The sequence below is a fragment of the Zhaonella formicivorans genome (assembly GCF_004353525.1).
Classification (GTDB): domain Bacteria; phylum Bacillota; class DUOV01; order DUOV01; family Zhaonellaceae; genus Zhaonella; species Zhaonella formicivorans.
The window spans coordinates 239,265-258,724 of the sequence record NZ_CP085524.1 but is presented as its reverse complement, the minus strand read 5'-3'; the positions used below and the strand labels follow the sequence as shown (position 1 = coordinate 258,724).

Sequence of the window (19,460 nt, the reverse complement as noted above, 5' to 3'; positions counted from 1 at the left end):
CATCATGGAGGAGAAATATTGACTGCTATGGTTTTTTACGAGTCCTGTACTGCACGGGAAATACTTCGGAATTAGCAATCCCATACTGTTTGATTTTAATGCCAAGCTTCTTTTCATACTTGGCGATGATGAACTTCTGCTTCTCGGTCACCAAGCTGACGGCTGTTCCCGGCTCACCGGCACGACCGGTCCGACCCACGCGGTGAATGTAGTATTCTTCATTGGGCGGCAGGTCAAAATTGAAAATATAATCTACCCCTGAAACATCCATTCCCCTTGAGAATAAATCGGTGGTAACCAGCACCTTGCTTTGTCCCTGCCGGAAATTTTCCAAAACATTTTTTCTCTCAGCCTGAGGCAGATCGCTGTGCAATCCCTCGGCTGCCAGTCCCAGCTCCCTTAGCCGCCGGGCCAACGGTGCCACGCCTTCGTTCCTAGTAATAAAAACTATGACCTTATTGGGCCGGTAAATGGCCATCAGCTTTTGTAATGTGAGAGCTTTTTTTCTTTCTTCAGCCATGAAGTAAACATGCTCAATACCGGGAGCCGTTCTACCTGCCTGCGTTATCCTAATCTCTACCGGATCTTGCATCACTTCAGCGGCTGCCGCAGCAACTCCCTCCGGAACGGTAGCTGAAAAAAACAGCAGCTGCCGATTTTTTAAAGTAGACTTGATGATTGAAGTAATGTGCAGTTTAAATTCCCTGTCAAACATCTTGTCTACCTCGTCAACCACTACCGTCTTGACAGTATGCGCGCTGAGTTTGCCCATCTTGATCAATTCCAAAATACGGCCCGGAGTGCCAACCACAATCTGCGGCTTTCTTTTTAGGTTTTCAATTTGGCGCTTAAGATTTGCACCCCCTAAAAGTGCAACACAGTATAAATCCTCTCCCCCTAATTCCGCTGCTACTTTGAAAACCTGCATGGCCAGCTCCCTGGTGGGGACTAAAATAATGGCCTGTAACTCCTTGCTGGGGAATTGGACTTTGCTCAAAAGGGGCAAAAGGTAAGCCAGTGTCTTACCGGTTCCCGTAGGAGACTCAGCAATAACATCTCTGCCTTCGAGGATGGGCGGTATAGCCTGAATCTGCACTTCCGTCGGTCTTGTAATCCCGTGTTGGGCCAGTTTGGCAGCTAAAAGTGCCGGAATCTCCAGTTCTTGGAATTCAGGATTTTTTCCCATAAACAAATCTCCCCGGTAGAAAATAGCCTTACCTATAGCATGGCAAATGCTTTTGCAACTATACTTCGCAGCTAAATACAGCGTTTAAATGGAATCGCTGATTTCCTTATCCATTCTATCAATTTCTTCTTGAGTCATGCCGCTCTGCAACAGCTTGTAATTGGCGGCGCCGGCCCAGAGGTTGCATTTTTCCGCCATTTTTTTATATTTTTTGGCATGGACTCCTTTTCTTCTGGCCCTGTCTAAAGCGTTGGACTGAATAATGGAAGTAATATACCTGGCTTTCAAGAGCCCATCCTGGTCTAACCGGTCGTAATTTTCTTTCAGGAAATCAATAACTTGCTGGTAATAGGAAGCAAATTCTTCAAAGGATATTTCCGTATCCATTTTTAAGTAAACCTTAAGTTGTTCAAATAATTTCTCCATCTAAGCCACTCCATTCCGTAACTGATATATCGAATAAATTTTATTAAAATCGCGAGTAAAAGACAAGTTTTTTAGTTTAATTTAAATCTACCTTTATAATTTTGGAAAAATAATCTATAATTTTAGATTGGTAAAACTTTAGTTGAATTAAGTTACATCGCAAAGAAGGTGAATTTGATGACCGGTTTATTAATTAAAACTTTTATCAAGCATTATGACAATACAAGAGACGTTGACGTTAGAAAACAATATGGCACGTTAGCAGGTGCAGTGGGAGTTGCCGTTAATCTACTGCTTTTCGTCATTAAATTATCTATTGGACTGATTGTAAACAGCATAGCGGTAATTGCCGATTCTTTTAACAATTTATCCGATATGGCTTCTTCAGTAGTGACCATAATCGGCTTTCGCTTGGCCAATAAACCCGCAGACCCGGAACATCCCTTTGGGCACAAGCGTATTGAATATATCGCCGGTTTAATCGTGGCCTTTTTAGTGATCCTAATTGGTTTTGAATTTTTTCAAACCTCTTTTCAACGCATCCTTAATCCAGTTGAAATAAATTTTAACCTTACAGCTTTTTTAGTTCTTTTAGTTTCAATATCTTTCAAAGTATGGCTGGCTGTTTTTAATAAAAAACTTGCCCGCATGATAGACTCAAAAACTTTGGAGGCAGCATCAGCAGACAGCATTGGCGATGTTCTATCCTCAAGCTGCATTGCGTTATCCCTGTTAATCTCGCTTTGGACCCCATTTCCCATCGATGGCTATGTAGGGCTAATCGTCGCCGGAATAATATTTTTTGCCGGAATTAATTTGACCAAGGACACAATCAGCCCACTCCTGGGGGAAGCGCCACCGGAAGAACTGGTCAAAAAAATAACCGGCAAAGTGTTGAGTTACGAAGGAATTATCGGAACCCACGACTTAATCGTGCACAGCTACGGCCCGGGAAATTACATGGCCTCCATCCATGCCGAAGTGCCAAGTGATATGGAACTAATGGAAATACATGAAATTATTGATACCGCCGAAAAGGAAATTTCCAAGGAACTGAATATCTTGCTAACCATTCATATGGACCCAGTAAACATGGATTGTGAACTCACTTCTAAAGTACAAAATGATCTCCAGCAAACTTTAGGCGATTTTCCGGAAGTACTCTCCTTCCATGATCTGCGCATCGTGGGAGAAGGCAAAAAACAAAACCTCATTTTCGATGTAGTTGTGGATGCAGGGTTTAGCAAAAAACAGGAAAACGAACTTAAGCAAAAAATTGCCGGGAAGATAAAAAGACAGCACCCCCTCTATGAGTGCATCATCACGGTAGACCGAAAATATGCTTAATATAAGGAAAATCAAGGGAACTATATAAAAGACCTCCGAGCCGCCGGAGGTCTTTGCTGTAGAAAAAATTCAGGCTACTCCTGCCCGTTCAGCAATTTGCCGAGCTTTTTTAAGTGCCTTGCACAAAATTTCCTTCTCATTAATAGCACATATAAATTGTTCTATTTATCCTAATTTCCTATGGTAAGCGTAATTCTTACGCCCGAATATTTAAATAACAAAATAGATCCTAAAAAACGGGGAATTGCAATGAAAGCCTTTATTCTTTGTCTACGGCTTTCTTACACTACCACCTGGCTGTAAAGAGACGTACGGTACTGATGATATTTTCTCGGGGATTGGCGGCTGGTAGCACAGCGACTGATTAATATGTTAGAATTGAATTAGCAGGAAATTGGGAGGAGTTAGGAGAGTGAAAACAGGCATAGCAAATGTACCGCTGCACGGCGGCCACTGTCCACCCTGGCTTTTTGAAAAAATGAAGCAGTTAGGTGCCCTAATAGTAGAAGTTATAGTCATGGAGTACGGCCCGGCGGAAGTGCTTAAAAGGCTGTCCGACCCGGTGTGGTTTCAAGCATTCGGCAGCGTACTCGGCTTTGACTGGCATTCCTCCGGTTTGACTACCGTAGTATGTGGAGCCTTAAAAGAGGGTTTGCAAAACTTGCAAGGCGAGCTGGGATTGTTTTTCGCCGGCGGTAAAGGTAAAGCATCAAGAAAAACACCAACCGAAATAGCGGAGGCAGGGGAAAAATACGGCTTATCCAATGATTTGGCAGGACTGCAAAGGACCAGCCGCTTAGTGGCTAAGGTAGATTCTGCGGCAGTACAAGATGGGTATGAACTATACCACCATTTTTTTATTTTTGACTCCAGCGGCAACTGGGCGGTGGTTCAGCAGGGAATGAACGGGAGCACCCGTTACGCCCGTAGGTACCACTGGCTTAGTGAAACGGTGCAGAGCTTTGTGATTGATCCCCATCAGGCTGTTTGCGGCTTTCCTGAACAAAATGTGCTCAACTTGGTTTATCTAGATAACGAGGCTACAAGAAAAGCTTCCGTAGAGTTGTGCCGGGAGAAGCCCGAGCTGGTCCTGAAAGTTATGAAGTCTGCCTCTCTTAACGCTCCCGGCCCAAAACAAGAGCCCAGCGTACAACAACAACTAAACCTTTTTAGCAACGAACCATTCCATGGCAGCCTTAATGAGCCTGCTTTGCAACCAGGGGGATTAAGTCCAAGCCCTCGCCAAATGACTATGCCCGCCAGCCACCCCATTCCCTCAGTCCGCTACCTGGATAAAATTTTGTACCGGCTATATGAGAAACCTCCGGAGAATTACGAAAAATTGCTGGAGACCCCCGGAGTCGGTCCGAGCACACTGCGGGCGCTGGCAATGGTGGCCGAAGTAACCCACGGTGCTAAACCCAGTTTTCACGACCCAGTCAGATATACCTTTGCCCACGGCGGCAAAGATGGCTATCCGTTTCCAGTGCAGCGCCAGGATTTGACCCACTCCCTGCAGGTTTTGCGGACCGCCATCACCAAAGCTAAAATCGGAGAGATGGAAAAATTAGAAGCCCTGCGCAAATTAGGCAAACAAGAGGAATGGCTTTACTCTTCATAAGTCATTTTCCTGGTCATCCCACCGTCGATCACTAAATGGGCCCCGGTGATAAAATCATTCCCCGGGCTTGTCAGGAAAAGGCAAGCCCGGGCTACATCCTCGCGTTTACCTACCCGTCCCGCGGGATGCTGAAGATGATCATTCTTCCGCAGCGGAGAATAACCCCCTGTTTCAATCCAGCCGGGGCTGATGGCGTTGACCTTGATACCATCCGGAGCAAATGAAACAGCTAAAGCATGGGTCAAAGAGTTCATAATATTGGCCGCTTCCCGCGAACACTGTCCTGGCCTGATTTTTTCATTTTACCGGTCAAGTTGTTGAAAAATACGGCAGCGCCTAACCAGACAAACAGCGACAAGAAGAGGCCAACTGCCCAGTTTTGAAACAATCTGCTCAGCAAAACTGCCCCTACTACACAGAAAGTACACCCCAACATCCCCGCCACTGCCCCGAACGCTACTTCTCCTGCTTGGGCAGAACCTTGTTTACAGCCTGTCAGAATCACTGCTGCAGCCATTACAGCAGGAAAGGCGGCAAAAATCCCGGCAAAAGACTTCCAGGGTACAAAAAGGGAGACTAAATAGCTTGCCACCACTGCGCTGCCGCCAAAAACAAACCGTACGGCTATATCCAACCAATCTAAACTCATCTTAATTCACCCAGCCCATTTCGAAAGCAACATAATAGATCAGTGTAGCTAAAAAAGCCCAAACAACTAATGCCAGCACCAGTCCTTTTTTCCAGCCGTATTTCGGAATATACCAAGCCGCACTGCAAGCGCAGAAAATGTTTGCCAGCATACCCACCAGGGCCCCTTTCGATAGTTCCAGCGTGGCTGCCAGGGCAGCAGTCTTTGGTGAATTTATACCAACCGCAACCACTGCGGAAACATAGACAGCCGGAAAAGCTGCAAAGATGCCTCCCACCCTGCCACCCATGGACCTGGCTATAACAGCGGATAATGCCACGGCGCCACCACCCAAAAAAAAGCGGAGGGCAATTTTAAGACCTAGTTCTGCGGACATCTTTTCCCCTCCCAACACTTCGCTCTACAACTATGATTTTACCACAAACCAACAAAAACCAGTAACATAAGCCGGCGGCAAACCTGCTTTCGTAATTTAGGACTAGGCGATGCTAGGACGCCCGGTCCGTCAACAGCCGCCGTAGATAAAGAAAAAGTATTCTTTCACAAATACTCAATCCCATATTCGCTATCATTGCGGTAAATAAATTTTGGCTAGGCAAAATTACAGCACATATCTGTGGTAATTTTTATCACTACACAAGCTATAATTAAACTGTTAGCTGTAAAAGCAGCTAAAAAATATGACAAAAACCAGATCTATCTAAATGCCAAAAGCCGGGTCTCCCCGGCTTTTGGCCTAACTATTTACTCCTACGGAAAAGGCAACTTAATTAAACGCCCCAAACAATCCGGCAACAACTGCCGCTACCGATATTAATGACATTAAGCCCGCTACAGCAAAAGAAGCTGTCAATACTCCCGAGTAAACAAAGGCAAGCCCGCCGGCCGTTTTTTGCAGTAACTGAGTCATCCTGATTCCTCCTTATTGTGATATTATGTTTATGTTTTCTTAATTTTCAGATAATTGACTTGTTTTCATTATAATGCAGACTTTTTTAATCGTCAATGCTCTTAGTTAATAAAGAAAAAGTATTCTTTCACAATCGTCTTCACCGTTAAAAGCCATAATAAAAAAAGAGTTACTCCCGGTTGAGTAACTCCTTAGAAGTTATACATTAGTGTATCTTTAGATGTATTTAATCTTCTTGTTTTCATCGCAGACAAGGGTAGTGTTTTTCCCATTTAAAGTGGTCCTTAAGAGGACCGGATGCCCCCACAAGTCAACGATATACTTCACTGTTTCTTCCATATAATTTTTTTGCAGTTCCCTCCCGTCAAATACATGCTCTAAGGTCAGCGTTTTATCTTTTCTGGACATATCGCTTACCCGGATTAAAGGAACCATGCCCATGCCCGCTGAATTGCTCAAAGTATTCCTGATCTCTTTCCAGCCTTCTTCATCGGCCACTTCTTCCACAACGTAGTCGTTCCCTTTTTTCACATATTCAAATAAATGCAAGTTAACGCAAAGCTCCTGGGTCAAAAATTTGCGGATAAAGGACTGATCCCTTTCCAGGGAACGCACTTCAAATATTTTTTCCTGCCCGTATTTTTCAGCTAAATCTTTAAAAATTTCAAACCCTAAAAAGTAGGGGTTGATACCTCCCAGCACCGGCCTGACAACCTCATTATGGCGTTTAATAAATTCCAAATAGAAGGAAGAAGGAAGCTCCAGCTTTTGCAGGATTTTATAATGCCAGTAACTGGCCCATCCTTCATTCATGATTTTCGTTTCAATCTGCGGAATAAAATATCTTGTTTCCTCGCGGACTATCTCCAGGAGGTTTTTTTCCCATTCCGCCAATTCACCATACTCCATAATGAACAGCAGCAAATCCTCCTGGGGTTCTAAAGGTACTTTGCTTAAATCCGGTGGTTCAAGGGGTTTATAAGGCTCCAAAATACTATAATTGACATGTTTCTTTTTATAATCTGCAATTAATTTTTGCCTTAGCTCTTCATCAGTTAATATTTTCTCACCAACAGTCCTGGTAATCTGCAGTTTAATGCTATGGGCTGCGTTTAAAATCTTTTCCACGCTTTCATAACCGATGCTGGGGTCATTAATATAGCTTCTAATCATCGCAGCATGATTTTTAAAACTCTCCACCGTATATTTTGCGTCGGTCCCTTCTTTGAAAAGCCTGTTATTTTTGAAGAAATCGTTGTGGGCATATACGTGGGCGATAGTCAGGATCTGCAAGAGCAGCGTATTTTCTTTCAACAAATAGGCAATGCAAGGGTCGGAATTAATCACCATCTCGTAGGGCAGCCCCGATAAATTATATTTATACAGCGTTTTCAGCCTTTCGTATGCTTTGCCAAAACTCCAATGGGGGTACCTGGAAGGCATTCCCACATACGCCTCATAGGCCAGCATATCTTCATAATTGACAATTTCAAATTCCTGGGGAAAAAAATCCAAGCCCAAACCTTTAGCAGTTTCCTCTATTTTGTCGCCCCATTTTTGCAAATCAGCCAGCGTGTAGTCCATGCTCTTAACCTTCTTTCGAGTCTTTTTTCAAAATATTTTTAAGAGCAGGCCATAAGTCTTCTTTTTTATCAATTGTTGTGGTAACAAAATTGTGATCTTTTATTTTTTCAATATATTTGTATTTGATATTGCTTGGTTTGACCCCCGGCAATATCTCCGCATAGCCAAAAAGATTGCACACTTCACAAAGCTTTTTGGCATATTCGATTGCCTTATTGTCATCTTCGCTCCAGTTATCGCCGTCGCTGACGTGGAAAGCGTAGATATTCCAAAAGGCAGGATTGTATGCTTGCTCGATAACCTCCAGCGCCTTTTTATAACCGCTGGAAATATAGGTTCCTCCTGATTCCACCTTGTGGAAGAATTCTTTTTCCGTCACTACCTTTGCCTCGGTAGAATGGGCTATGAAAACGACCTCCACATTGAGGTATTTCATTTTTATGAACTGGTGCAGCAGGAAAAAGAAAGACCTGGCCAGATATTTTTTTGCTTGGTCCATGGAACCTGAAGTGTCCATGATACAGATGACTACTGCGTTTAATTCCCTTTTTCTGGTTTCTTTTACCCGGTGATACCTTAAGTCATCTTCTTTAAAGGGAAACCTGCCTATTTCTTCTTCCAGTTCCGCCTCCCTGAGTGACTTGATGGTTGCTTGTTTTCGCTTAATTTTTTCCACCACTGTACGTTTTTTGGCAAGCCTAGGGGTGATGCCTTTCTTTTGGTAGCCGGACCTCTTGTGGGAACTCTCGGATAAAATCTCGGAGAACTTTTTCCTTTCCAAAAAGGGGAGATTTAAATCTTCGAAAAGGTAGTGGATGATATCCTCTATAGTCACTTCTGTCTCGTAAATATCTTCTCCCGGCTCATTGCCCGCGCCATTATTGCCCTTTCCTTGCCCATTGTCGTCGTGACCGATAACATCCCCTTTTTTCTCCGAACCGTCGCCGCTGCCCACCCCAGGTACATTTTTGCCGTAGATAAACCGGTATTCTTTCAAACCCCGGATGGGGATTTTGATTTTTTTATTTTTGCTCTCGCCAATGATACTTTCCTCGGATAAAATATCGGCCAAGTTTCTTTTGATGGATTCCTCGGTCAGCTGGCGGTGCCTTCTGCGGTCTTCCACAGCCCTATCCCGCTCAATAGGACTGAAGTCTCTAAATATCGCCATCACCATCAATCCTTCCAGAGATTATTGGCAGCGTATTTTAAAATAACATCGCAGCAGTAATCGCAATAGCCGTTAGCCTTCATTTCCTCTACCATAGCGTTGTATTTTTCATCCTGCTCTTTATCTCTGACTTTGCTCTTGGTAACTACCCGGGATAATTCCTTTACCGAGACAGTCAGCTTTTTCTCAATTGCCTCTTTTAATGGCTCGTAAGATGTGTAATCTATCTTTCCGTTGTTGCGCATCAAATAAAACATGTAGGAAGTGACATCCATCCTGAAACCTTTGGCTGAGCTCTCGGTAATTCCAATCTGTTCCTCGATGGAGCGCATGAATTTTTCATCGGGTTCCAGCTGCTCCCCTGTGGCTTTATCTTTTAACTTGTTTTTGTTCACATAAGCTTCGGCATGGTCCAGATAATTATTGAATAAGCTCTCAGCCTGCTCTTTGTAACTATGAATGAATGCCTTTGTAATCTCTTTCTCCAAAACCAGGTTGTATTCTTTTCTGATGGTATCCTGTAAAAATGCCAAATATTTTTTCTTTTCATCCTCTGCTATATCCAGCTCTTTAACTGATTTGATAATGCTTTCCATTACGCTTAACGGGTTAATGCAATTGTATTCCGAATTAGCCAGGGCATTGTCGATAGCCTTGACGATAAACCTGGTGGAAATGCCTGTCATCCCTTCCCTCAGCCCTGCTTCTTCCCGCAATTCGGTAATATCTATCTTTTTGGTCATCCCCTTTTCAACTATTTCTTCGGCGTTGTAGATTTTTAATTTGGTCAAGGGATCTACTTTGCTGGAAGGAGCGAGCCTGGTAAGGATGGCAAACATGGCTGCCACTTCAATGGTATGCGGCGCCATATGGGCCCCAAAATTGCTTTTTCGCAAAATCTTGTTGTAAATCTTAATCTCTTCATTTAACTCCAGACAATAGGGAACTTCGATTTTAACAATTCTGTCCAAAATAGCTTCGTTAGTATGGTCTGATTTAAATTTATTCCACTCAGCTTCGTTGGAGTGGGCCAGGATAATTCCGTCAAAGTAGATCATGGAGCCTTTGCCGGGCGATGGGATTGACTTCTCTTGGGTAGCTGTAATGATGGTATGCAGGTACTCCACGTCGTTTTTAAATACCTCAATAAATTCCACCAAGCCCCTGTTGCCCACATTAAATGCGCCGTTTAGGGAAAAAACGCGAGGATCGTCCTCAGGATAAAGGTCCATTTTCGAGATGTCAACCGAACCGATTAGGACTGAAGTATCTTGATTGTTGGGGTCAACAGGCGGTACAACCCCGATCCCCTTTCTAGCCCTGATGGAAAAATTGCTGGTTACCACGGGGAATTTTTCATACTCTCCATTGTACTCCTCCTTTAACCTGTAGCGGCAAACAGGGCACAAATCTCCTTCAATCTGAACTCCCAGTATTTTTTCAAATTCTTGGCGCAAATGCTTGGGTATAAGGTGCAGGGGTTCTTCTCTCATGGGACAATCTTTCAAAATGTAAATAGGCTCACTGGACTCCAACGCTTTCTTTAAAGCCTCTACCAGAGAAGATTTACCCGAACCTACGGGACCGACCAAATACAATACCTGCCGGGATTCTTCTCCTTTCATTGCTGCAGCATGAAAATAATTGACGATTTTCATCAGAGTTTTGTCAATACCAAAAAAATCTTCTTTAAAAAAGTTAAATCTTTTCACGGTTTCATTGCCATGGATTTTTCTAATGCGCGGATTATCTTCGGGCTTTAAAACTTCATAACCTTTCCCCAGAATAATATCGTACATTCGCTTGTGGGCAAGTTTAACTACATCGGGGTTGTTTTTCACAACTTCCAAGTATTCCAGAAATGTACCTTCAAAGTGCTGACTCTTTCTTAATTCTCTATCCTTTTCAATCAACCGTTTAAACTCCATTTCGAATCCCTCCTATGCTTGTTGGGACTGGCAAAAGGTAAAGGGCCTCCCTTTATACATTTATATGCCGCGGGAGGATTTTGAGGACTGAAGTCAACCTAAAATTAGACTCAAAAAGTTGGTAAAAAAACCTTTGCAGCTTTACTTCGTTCTGCAAAGGCGTTCTTACTAAACTTGCCCCAAGGAAATTATTCAGGATAGTATCTGGAAATTCGGGGAAATATGAAGGTAGTTTGCAAAAACAGTTCAACAATTGATTTTTCGGTTGGGTGGGTAGTATCTTGAGCAATGCAATTACCAAAAAATTCTTGGAATGTCGGCAGCAGATGGACGATAAGGATGATTTTTTCTTCACTGTCGCATTCTTACTTGCACCTACAATCGCAGCCCAAAAAGCCGCGTCTCTGATTTGTTTTAGCCAGGCCAAACGCGACTCCCTAAGCCTGTGGCAAAAATACAGAGGGGAATTGTTAGCAGACACTAAACTCAAATATTTTGAGGTTTCAAAGATTAAAAATAATTTGGTAGTTTTGTTCTATCAGCCCGACGTACTGAAAAAAATTATACGCCAACAGGCGCCTTGTGAATTTTTACAGCAGTTTGGCTATAATACCCCAATTAATTTAAAATCATATCTTGAACACTTAAAACGTCGGTATCACCACGGGTGCCCCCCTGAGATTGGCCTGTTTCTAGGCATTCCTGTGAATGACGTGATTAGTTTTATAAACAACCGCGGCCAAAATTTTATTTTCAGTGGTTACTGGAAAGTCTATCACGATGCTGAAAGAGCAAAAAACATCTTTGCAGCTTATGATCGGGCTCGAGCTAAAGTGCTTGACCTACATGCAGCAGGAGTCAATCCTTGTGAAATTATTAAAGTAATTTAAAATTATACCTGCACACTCCATTTTTTGCAGGGCGTAGCCTTTATGTTGTCCTATTTTGAAGAAATTGCAAAAACCTGCCGCAATTGTAAAGACCCACTGGCTTATAAACAGCGGGTCTTGGTTATCTTTTAATACCACAGCTAAACGATCTGCTAAGGACAAAATCGTTCACCTGGCAGGTAAACCTTTTGTGGCCGGCAATTCCTCCATAATTTTAACCCCGGAGCTGGTCCCAATGCGGTTGGCACCGGCTTCCACCATTTCCAACAGTTGTTTCAAGGTGCGGATGCCACCTGATGCTTTCACGCCTACACTGGGTCCTACAGACTTACGCATCAGGGTAACCGCTTCCACCGTTGCACCTGGACCAAGAAAACCCGTGGAGGTTTTGACAAAATCAGCACCTTCTTCTTCGGCAATGATACAGGCTTGCTCAAGCTCATCAGAGGTGAGCAATGCTGTTTCCAAAATAACTTTCAAAATAACCCCCTTACCGGCTGCCTGCCTTACTGCTGCAAGATCTTTTCTAACTGCTCCCCATTCCCCGCCTTTTAGGGCACCGAGGGCAATAACCATATCAAGCTCATGGGCACCGCTGGCCACAGCTTCCTCTGCCTCCGCCTGTTTCTGGCGCCAAGTGGTGGCCCCCAAAGGAAAACCGATAACCGTGCATACCTTCACTTTGCTGTCCGCAAGAAAGTCAGCCGCCCGTTTTACATAACACGGGTTGATGCAGACGGAATAAAAACCATGTTCTCTGGCTTCCAAGCATAACTTTTCAATGTCCCTGGCAGTCGCCTCCGGCTTGAGCAGGGTATGATCGATTATGCCTGCCAGTTCTTCCCTGTTCATCATAAACGTTGCTCCTTTGTCATATTATTTTCTTATTTTAGCCCCGCATTTTCTTGTCAAAAGTGGCAATTGCCTCCAAGGCTACTTTAATCTCCTTATCCCATCCCTCTGCCAGTTTCACATTTTTCTCTCCGTAAACCACTTCATTGGTTACCAGGTTGGCCGAAGCCGCGCTAATCATGGCCCCTCTTTTCCCTCTGAGGTGACAGATGGTAAAGATTGCTGAGCTTTCCATCTCAATATTTGTAATGTTCAGGTCAGCCAATTTCTTAATCCATTCCTCCGTTTCCCCATAAAAAGCGTCATCAGTGGCGTTAATTCCGTAAAAATAATTATAGTCAAGCTCTTCCTGCATTCTTTCAGCTGTGTCGATCAGGGTTCGGGTCAGTTCAAAATCCGGAACAGCCGGGAAACAATCCGGTACGTAAAAGCGGGATGTACCTTCATTTTTCATAGAACCGGTGGAAATAATCAGGTCGCCGATGTGGATTTCTGGCCGCAAAGCGGCAGTACTCCCAATGCGGATAAAACATTCGGCACCGATATTGATTAATTCCTCTACTGCAATGGCCGTGGAAGGACAGCCCATTCCAGTGGAAGTTACCGAGACCCTCACCCCTTTGTAAAAGCCGGTGAATGTACGGTGTTCCCGGTTATGGCCTACTAGTTTTACATCTTCGAGATATTTTGCCACCATGTCGGAACGAGCAGGGTCACCGGGCAACAAGACATACTTGCCCACATCCCCTTCCTGTAGATCAATGTGATACTGTCTGATCCCTTTCAATTGTTCAGCTTTGTTGGTGATATTCATATCCATTGGTCCTCCTTGACGTAAAACCTTAGATCGTCTTTTTTAAAATAAAATTTATTTTTACAGCAAACCTGCCTTTTGCATCAACTTGGTCGCCATGTGTGCTGATTTTTGCAGGACCTCATTCCTGTTGACCCGCAAAGGGATGCGGTTGTAAAGCAAAAATTCACCATCAACCATCACATGGGCAACATTAGCTCCCATGGCGGAATATGTGACATGGGAATAAAGGTTGGAAAGTAGCCCTTGATGCACCGGCTGCAAATTGCTGCCTGTCAAATCAAGAACTGTCAGATCGGCCAATTTGCCTGGTTCCAGGCTGCCAATCTGGTCAGCCATCCCCAGAGCCCTGGCTCCCTCAATAGTAAGCATGCGGACAGCTTCCCGGGCCGTGCAAAAAGTAGGGTCTTCTTCGTGCTGTTTTTGGAGCAGCACACCTGTTTTTAAGTCCCGGAGCAAATCCAAACTGTTATTGCTCTGGGCGCCATCGGTGCCCAGGCCCACGGGGACCTGGTGCTCCCAGAGGCGTTTTAAGGGCATTACCCCTGAAACCAGCTTCAGGTTACTAACCGGGTTATAGCTTACTCCTACTCCTTTTTCCCGGAAAATGCCCAGGTCTTGATCATCAAGGTGAATACAGTGGGCCGCTAGCACCTGCCGGTCCAACAGACCCGTGCTTTCCAAAAAACGGGTTGGCGAAAGCCCTGTAGCCGCCCTGATTTTTTCGTTTTCTTCCTTAGTTTCCGATATATGAATATGCACTAGCACCCCGTAATGCTCCGCCAACTTGGCCACTTCCCGCAGCGTACTCGCATCGCAGCTGTAAGGAGCATGCGGGCCAAAACAGGGGTAAATGCGAGTCTCTTCCTCTCTGCCCCGGTAACTGGAAACAAAATCAGCAGCAGCCTCTAACGTACGGTCTGTTTCAGGCGATGGATGTGAAAAGACCGTTGCTGCCAGCACTCCCCGCAAGCCGGAACTTTTCACTGCCTCTGCGACAGCGTCGGCAAAAAAATACTGATCAGCAAAAGTCGTAATGCCATTTTCCAAAAATTCCAGGCACGCAAGGGAAGTACCCCAGTATACCGCTTCTGCTGTTAGATGTTTCTCCGCTGGCCAAATCAATGTCTGTAGCCAGTCCATCAATTTCAAATCATCCGCCATTCCCCGGAACAAGGGTGAAGGAGTGTGAGTATGGGTATTGACAAGGCCCGGCATAACCAGTTTCCCCTCAAGGTCATAAATATCGCCCCGCGGGCTAGGACAGCTTCCTTCCCCTAGCTTAGCGATCCGGTTTCCTTCAACAATCAGGTAACCCCTGGGATACCAAGTATCGTTGGCATCCATGGTCAGGATAGTACAGTTGAGCAATGTTTTTACTGCCGTGTGCATTTACATTTCCCCCAATGCTTCCGGTGCTCTCGATTTTCTTCTAAACACAACTAGAACAAAGAGAGTAAAAAGATAGGGCACCATCTGAATAAACTGATTGGGAATGCTTGAGTTATTCATATTAAACCTAACTGCTTGGGCAAAAGCAAAGATAAGGCTGGCCAGCACTGAACCGATGGGATGCCACCCGCCAAAGATATTGGCTGCCATAGCCATGAAACCCCTACCCGCAACCATATCGTTAACAAAGACATGGGTCTGCTCCAGCGAAAGGTATGAACCTCCCAAGGAAGCCAGGACACTGCTCAACAGAACAAAGCCATAGCGGTAACGCTTAATCGGCACTCCGGCCGTTGCCGCTGCCAGTGGATGATCGCCAATTGCCCGCAGTCTTAACCCTATTTTAGTGCGGTACATCAAAATCCATGAAAAGACCATAACCATAATTAAAATAAAGAAATAGATCGATTGCTCCCTGAACAAGCCGCCCACCACCGGAAGCCTGTCTAAGAGAGGCACCGTAAAACCCGGCAAGGGAGGGATTTGCCCGGAAATACCTTCTTTTCCCCAAATTACTTTAATCATCACCGTGGTCAAGCCTAAAGCGAGGATATTTACTCCCACGCCGCAGACCACCTGGTTGGCCCGGTACGTAATGCTTAACAGTGCGAAAAGCAGGCCAACCAGCAGCCCGCTGATCATTGCCAGCAAAATGCCAAACCATGGGTTACCCGTGAAATGAGTGCCCGCCACGGCACTAAAAGCTCCTACCAGCATCATTCCTTCCAGGCCGATATTAATGACCCCACTGCGTTCCGAAAAGGTAGCCCCAATGGCAGTAAGCGCGATGGGAATAGCTAATCTTACTGTTAACGGAAAAAAACTTAAAAGCCAGTTGAAACTGGATTCCATCACGCATGCACCCGCCTTTTCATAAGAAATTTAAAGATTTCCGGAGCCGCCACGAACAAGATAACCAGCCCCTGAATCACCATTACCCATTTGGCGGAAATTGAGGTGGTTCGGTTTAGCTGCAGTGCGCCTGCGTCCAAAGCGCCAAACAGGAGGGCAGTTAACATAATACCAAAAGGGTGGTTGCGGCCCAAAACTGCTACAGCTATACCGGTAAACCCGTAACCAGGCGAAAAGCCATCAATAAAACGGTGGTTGATCCCCAAGACCTGTGAAATGCCTCCCATAGCCGCCAAAGCACCGCTTATACCCATGGCCAGCACCATACTCTTCATGATGGAAACGCCGCCCGCCTCCGCAGCCAGCTGGTTTTCACCCACTGCCCTGATTTGAAAGCCAAGAGTTGTATACCATAGAAGCCAGTAAACAACAGCAGCCAGCAAAACCGCCAGGACAAAAGCTGTAGTCAGTTGGGTCCGGGGCAATAGCTTAAGAAAAGATGCTGCTGCCGGCAGTTCCACTGTTTGGGCAACCGGACCAGGTTCTTTAAAAGGGTAATTGACCAAGTATGAAGTAAGATAAATGGCAACATAGTTAGACATAACAGTAACTATCACTTCATGGGTCCCGAACTTAGCCTTTAAAAAACCTGCCACCGCTCCCCACAAACCCGCTGCCAGCATACCTGCCAGCACAACCAGGGGAAGAAAAATGATCTTGGGCATCAAGGGCAACAGCAAAGCTGCCAGAGCACTAACAAAAGCGCCAATATAAAGCTGCCCTTCAGCGCCGATATTAAATAAGCCACATTGGAAAGCTACCCCTACCGCTAACCCGGTAAAAATCAGAGGAGTTGCCTTAGCAAGAGTATTGGCCAGGCTCCGGGCACTCCCGAAAGAACCTTGCCACAAAGCAGAGTAGGCTTCCAGGGGAGATTCACCAAGGATCAGCACCAACAGCCCTCCTGCCAGCAAAGCTAACATAATAGCAGCGACAGATAGGACTAATTCCCGTAACAGTTCAATTTTCCATAAGTCTTTGAGGCAATTTTGCCACCTATTCATTTTGCGGCACCTCTTTCCCGGCCATCAACAGCCCAAGTTCCTCCATTGTAAATTCCTCCGCCGGCCTAACTGCACGGATTTCACCTTCATACATTACGGCAATCCGGTCACTCAACTTGGTTATCTCCTGCAAATCCGCCGAAATCAGGATGATCCCCTTGCCCTGTTCCCTCAGCTGTAAAAGCAATGAATGAATATATTCAATCGCTCCCACATCTAAACCTCTTGTGGGCTGGGCTGCCACAATCAAGTCCGGATCCGTGCTGACCTCTCTGGCTAAAATCACTTTCTGCTGGTTACCACCCGAAAGCAACTTAATTTTTTGTCCCAAACCGGAAGTTTTGATTTGGAAAGAATCAACCATTTGCCGACCGGCTTTGCGTACTTTTTGGCGCTGAATCACGCCGTTTTTTACCCATTCGGGCCTGAACTGGCGGCCCAGCAAAATATTTTCTTCCAATGTAAAATTGCTCAGCATAGCCCTTTTGTGGCGGTCGGAAGGAATGTGGGCCAGACCCAACTTTTTGCGCTGCCGGACATTTAAAGCGGTTATGTCCCGTCCGCGAAAGACGATGCTGCCTGACTTGCAGGGGCGCAGGCCTGTAATCAGTTCTTCCAGTTCCATCTGGCCGTTTCCTTCTACCCCGGCAATTCCTAATATTTCCCCACCGTAAACCTGTAAACTGACTGTATGCCCTTTTTGTTCAATTAAACGCACATCCTGCAGCTTTAATATTTCTTCCCCGCGGTTTATTTGGGCCTTAGCCAGGTTAAAATCAACTTCCCTGCCCACCATCAGTCTGGCCAGCTCTTGAGGTGAAGTCCCACTTTTGTCGAGAGTTTGCAGATTTTTGCCATTTCGCAAAACAGTAATGCGGTCTGCCGCTTCCATCGTTTCATTTAATTTATGCGTTATGAAAATAATAGTTTTTCCGTCTTTTTTCAATTCCCTGAAAACCTGGAACAGTTCCTCTACTTCCGGGGGTGTGAGGACAGCGGTGGGTTCATCAAAGATGATGATCTCCGCTCCACGGTAAAGGGCTTTGACAATTTCCACCCGCTGCTTTACTCCCACAGGCAAAGTTTCTACTACGGCATCCAGGTCTAGTTGAAAATTGAATTTATCGACCAGTTCCTGAACCCGCTCCCTGCTTTCCCGATAATCGACAAGGACATTGCCCGGTTCATAGCCAAGAATAATGTTTTCCAGGACAGTCAGGCGCTCCACCAGCATAAAATGCTGGTGGACCATTCCCAGCCCTCTTTCCAAGGCTTTTCCGGGGCTGTTCTTCAGCACTTCTTCGCCCTTAACCACGATCTTACCGTCGTCAGGCTCATAAAGCCCGAACAAAATATTCATCAGGGTGCTTTTTCCCGCCCCGTTTTCTCCTAAGAGTACATGCACTTCCTGCCTCCTGACCAGCAAGTCCACACCATCGTTAGCTAAAACGGGGCCAAACCTTTTAGTGATATTTCTCATTTCAATAACCCAGGGTCCCATTGTGCTTCCCCTTCCCGCATTTTTACTCGAAACGGCAGGGGTAAAAATGAAGGAATGGTACAGGCCCACTCCATCATTTTTACCCTGATTTCAGCTTTTACTGCATTTTGTTATTCTGCAAAAAAGCATCTACCTGTTCCATCTCTACGGGAACTTTAAGCGATCCGTCCTTGATCTTTGCCTTTATTGTCTCCACTTTATCGATAATATCCTGGGGGATTTTAACATTAGTGCCGTCCACTGCATACCCAACACCGTCATCTTTAACCCCCAGAGAATATACTCCGCCTTTGAAATTGCCTTCGTAAGCGCTTTTTACTGCTTCAAAAGTAGCGTTGTCTACCCGTTTTAACATGCTGGCCATAATCACATCCGGCGCAATATGGTTTTGGTTGGAGTTGCAGCCAATGGCCAAGAAGTTATTGCTTTTGGCCGCTTCAAACACTCCCAGCCCGGAACCGCCGGCTGCATGATAAATAATATCTGCTCCTTTGCGGTTCAGCGATAAAGCCATTTCTTTAGCTGTGGCCGGATCGCTGAAATCGCCAACAAAATCATAAAGGACTTTCATCTGGGGGTTGACATAACGTGCCCCTGCTTCAAAACCGGCAATAAATTTCCGGATCAATGGAATGTCCAGTCCTCCGATTACGGCAGCCACGTTTTGATCGTTCAGCCTGGAATCCGCTTTTTCGAGCTTCATCAAACCGGCCAGGGCACCTACCAGGAAAGAGCCTTCCTGTTCTTCCGAAAGGTAAGATGCCACATTCGGGGCTTCCACTACAGCGTCAATCAGCGCAAACTTTTGTTCTGGGTATTCGGCTGCCACTTTTTTCAGCGCATCCATCTGGTCAAAACCTACACAAACAATCAAGTCATACTGTCCTGAAGCTGCAAGTTCGTTTTGCTGAATTTCATAATCAGCAACCTCTTTTGGTTCTACATAATCAAAGGTAATGCCTAATTCCTTCTCTGCCCTTTTCATGCCTTCGTACGTTAGATCATTGAAGGATTGGTCACCCAGGCCACCAGTCGCCAAGATCAATGCGTATTTTTTGTTTTCTGCCGCTTTGCTGTTGCCTGCCTGGTCAGACTGTTCTTCAGTTTTTTGGGAACAACCAACAGCCGCCGTCAATAACAACACCATCAACAGTAACAACGAAACACCCTTTTTCATCAAGCATCCTCCCTTTAGTTTATTTTTTTGACCCCT

At 45.2% G+C, this 19,460-nt stretch carries 18 protein-coding genes and 1 pseudogene; 3 read left to right on the top strand and 16 right to left on the bottom strand.

Annotated elements, in window-relative coordinates:
• Positions 1–25: 25 nt before the first annotated feature.
• Positions 26–1,186 carry a DEAD/DEAH box helicase gene (locus tag EYS13_RS01290; RefSeq protein ID WP_227765184.1) on the bottom strand — a complete coding sequence of 387 codons (1,161 nt, stop codon included), beginning with the start codon at positions 1,184–1,186 and terminating at the stop codon, positions 26–28.
• An 84-nt stretch (positions 1,187–1,270) separates the two neighbouring features.
• Entirely contained in the window at positions 1,271–1,612 is a 342-nt protein-coding gene (locus EYS13_RS01285; RefSeq protein ID WP_227765182.1) for a hypothetical protein, read from the bottom strand.
• Positions 1,613–1,786: 174 nt separating this feature from the next.
• On the opposite strand from EYS13_RS01285, the gene EYS13_RS01280 reads away from it, so the two are divergent.
• Both EYS13_RS01280 and EYS13_RS01275 read left to right on the top strand, forming a co-directional pair.
• Entirely contained in the window at positions 1,787–2,959 is a 1,173-nt protein-coding gene (locus tag EYS13_RS01280) for a cation diffusion facilitator family transporter (RefSeq protein WP_423055292.1), read from the top strand.
• A gap of 412 nt (positions 2,960–3,371) precedes the next feature.
• Positions 3,372–4,580: a DUF763 domain-containing protein gene (locus tag EYS13_RS01275; RefSeq protein ID WP_227765178.1), complete on the top strand. Its 1,209-nt coding sequence runs from the start codon at positions 3,372–3,374 to the stop codon at positions 4,578–4,580.
• Here the strand turns inward: EYS13_RS01275 and EYS13_RS01270 are convergent.
• The 7 genes and pseudogenes from EYS13_RS01270 to EYS13_RS01240 all read right to left on the bottom strand — a co-directional run.
• Positions 4,568–4,828 (bottom strand): annotated as a pseudogene (locus EYS13_RS01270) (SDR family oxidoreductase); the annotation flags it as partial. The gene EYS13_RS01275 and the pseudogene EYS13_RS01270 overlap by 13 nt on opposite strands.
• Positions 4,829–4,830: 2 nt before the next feature.
• On the bottom strand, positions 4,831–5,229 hold the full coding sequence (locus EYS13_RS01265; RefSeq protein WP_227765176.1) for a DUF3147 family protein: 399 nt from the start codon (positions 5,227–5,229) through the stop codon (positions 4,831–4,833).
• A 1-nt stretch (position 5,230) separates the two neighbouring features.
• The gene (locus EYS13_RS01260; RefSeq protein WP_227765175.1) at positions 5,231–5,605 is read right to left on the bottom strand and encodes a DUF3147 family protein; all 375 of its coding nucleotides are present in this window, start codon (positions 5,603–5,605) and stop codon (positions 5,231–5,233) included.
• A gap of 390 nt (positions 5,606–5,995) precedes the next feature.
• Positions 5,996–6,139: a hypothetical protein gene (locus EYS13_RS01255; RefSeq protein ID WP_227765172.1), complete on the bottom strand. Its 144-nt coding sequence runs from the start codon at positions 6,137–6,139 to the stop codon at positions 5,996–5,998.
• A gap of 216 nt (positions 6,140–6,355) precedes the next feature.
• Positions 6,356–7,723, bottom strand: coding sequence for a SpoVR family protein (locus EYS13_RS01250; protein WP_227765170.1), 1,368 nt, complete (start codon positions 7,721–7,723; stop codon positions 6,356–6,358).
• A 4-nt stretch (positions 7,724–7,727) separates the two neighbouring features.
• Positions 7,728–8,894 (bottom strand): sporulation protein YhbH, encoded by a 1,167-nt coding sequence (gene yhbH, locus EYS13_RS01245; RefSeq protein ID WP_227765168.1) that lies wholly within the window; start codon positions 8,892–8,894, stop codon positions 7,728–7,730.
• A gap of 5 nt (positions 8,895–8,899) precedes the next feature.
• Positions 8,900–10,822, bottom strand: coding sequence for a PrkA family serine protein kinase (locus tag EYS13_RS01240; RefSeq protein ID WP_227765166.1), 1,923 nt, complete (start codon positions 10,820–10,822; stop codon positions 8,900–8,902).
• A 281-nt stretch (positions 10,823–11,103) separates the two neighbouring features.
• Between EYS13_RS01240 and EYS13_RS01235 the strand changes: the two genes are divergently transcribed.
• Positions 11,104–11,712 carry a DUF3793 family protein gene (locus EYS13_RS01235; protein WP_227765164.1) on the top strand — a complete coding sequence of 203 codons (609 nt, stop codon included), beginning with the start codon at positions 11,104–11,106 and terminating at the stop codon, positions 11,710–11,712.
• Positions 11,713–11,880: 168 nt separating this feature from the next.
• Here EYS13_RS01235 and deoC read toward each other — a convergent pair whose 3' ends face one another.
• The 7 genes from deoC to EYS13_RS01200 form a co-directional block, all read right to left on the bottom strand.
• Positions 11,881–12,564, bottom strand: coding sequence for a deoxyribose-phosphate aldolase (gene deoC / locus EYS13_RS01230; RefSeq protein WP_227767761.1), 684 nt, complete (start codon positions 12,562–12,564; stop codon positions 11,881–11,883).
• Between the two features lie 37 nt (positions 12,565–12,601).
• Positions 12,602–13,378 carry a nucleoside phosphorylase gene (locus EYS13_RS01225; protein ID WP_227765162.1) on the bottom strand — a complete coding sequence of 259 codons (777 nt, stop codon included), beginning with the start codon at positions 13,376–13,378 and terminating at the stop codon, positions 12,602–12,604.
• Between the two features lie 60 nt (positions 13,379–13,438).
• The gene (locus EYS13_RS01220) at positions 13,439–14,770 is read right to left on the bottom strand and encodes an amidohydrolase family protein (RefSeq protein ID WP_227765160.1); all 1,332 of its coding nucleotides are present in this window, start codon (positions 14,768–14,770) and stop codon (positions 13,439–13,441) included.
• The gene (locus tag EYS13_RS01215; RefSeq protein ID WP_227767759.1) at positions 14,771–15,682 is read right to left on the bottom strand and encodes an ABC transporter permease; all 912 of its coding nucleotides are present in this window, start codon (positions 15,680–15,682) and stop codon (positions 14,771–14,773) included.
• The gene (locus tag EYS13_RS01210) at positions 15,682–16,746 is read right to left on the bottom strand and encodes an ABC transporter permease (RefSeq protein WP_227765158.1); all 1,065 of its coding nucleotides are present in this window, start codon (positions 16,744–16,746) and stop codon (positions 15,682–15,684) included. The genes EYS13_RS01215 and EYS13_RS01210 overlap by 1 nt, the downstream gene beginning before the upstream one ends.
• Positions 16,739–18,247: an ABC transporter ATP-binding protein gene (locus tag EYS13_RS01205; protein ID WP_227765155.1), complete on the bottom strand. Its 1,509-nt coding sequence runs from the start codon at positions 18,245–18,247 to the stop codon at positions 16,739–16,741. The genes EYS13_RS01210 and EYS13_RS01205 overlap by 8 nt, the downstream gene beginning before the upstream one ends.
• Positions 18,248–18,344: 97 nt before the next feature.
• Positions 18,345–19,424, bottom strand: coding sequence for a BMP family lipoprotein (locus tag EYS13_RS01200; RefSeq protein WP_227765153.1), 1,080 nt, complete (start codon positions 19,422–19,424; stop codon positions 18,345–18,347).
• Positions 19,425–19,460 lie beyond the last annotated feature (36 nt).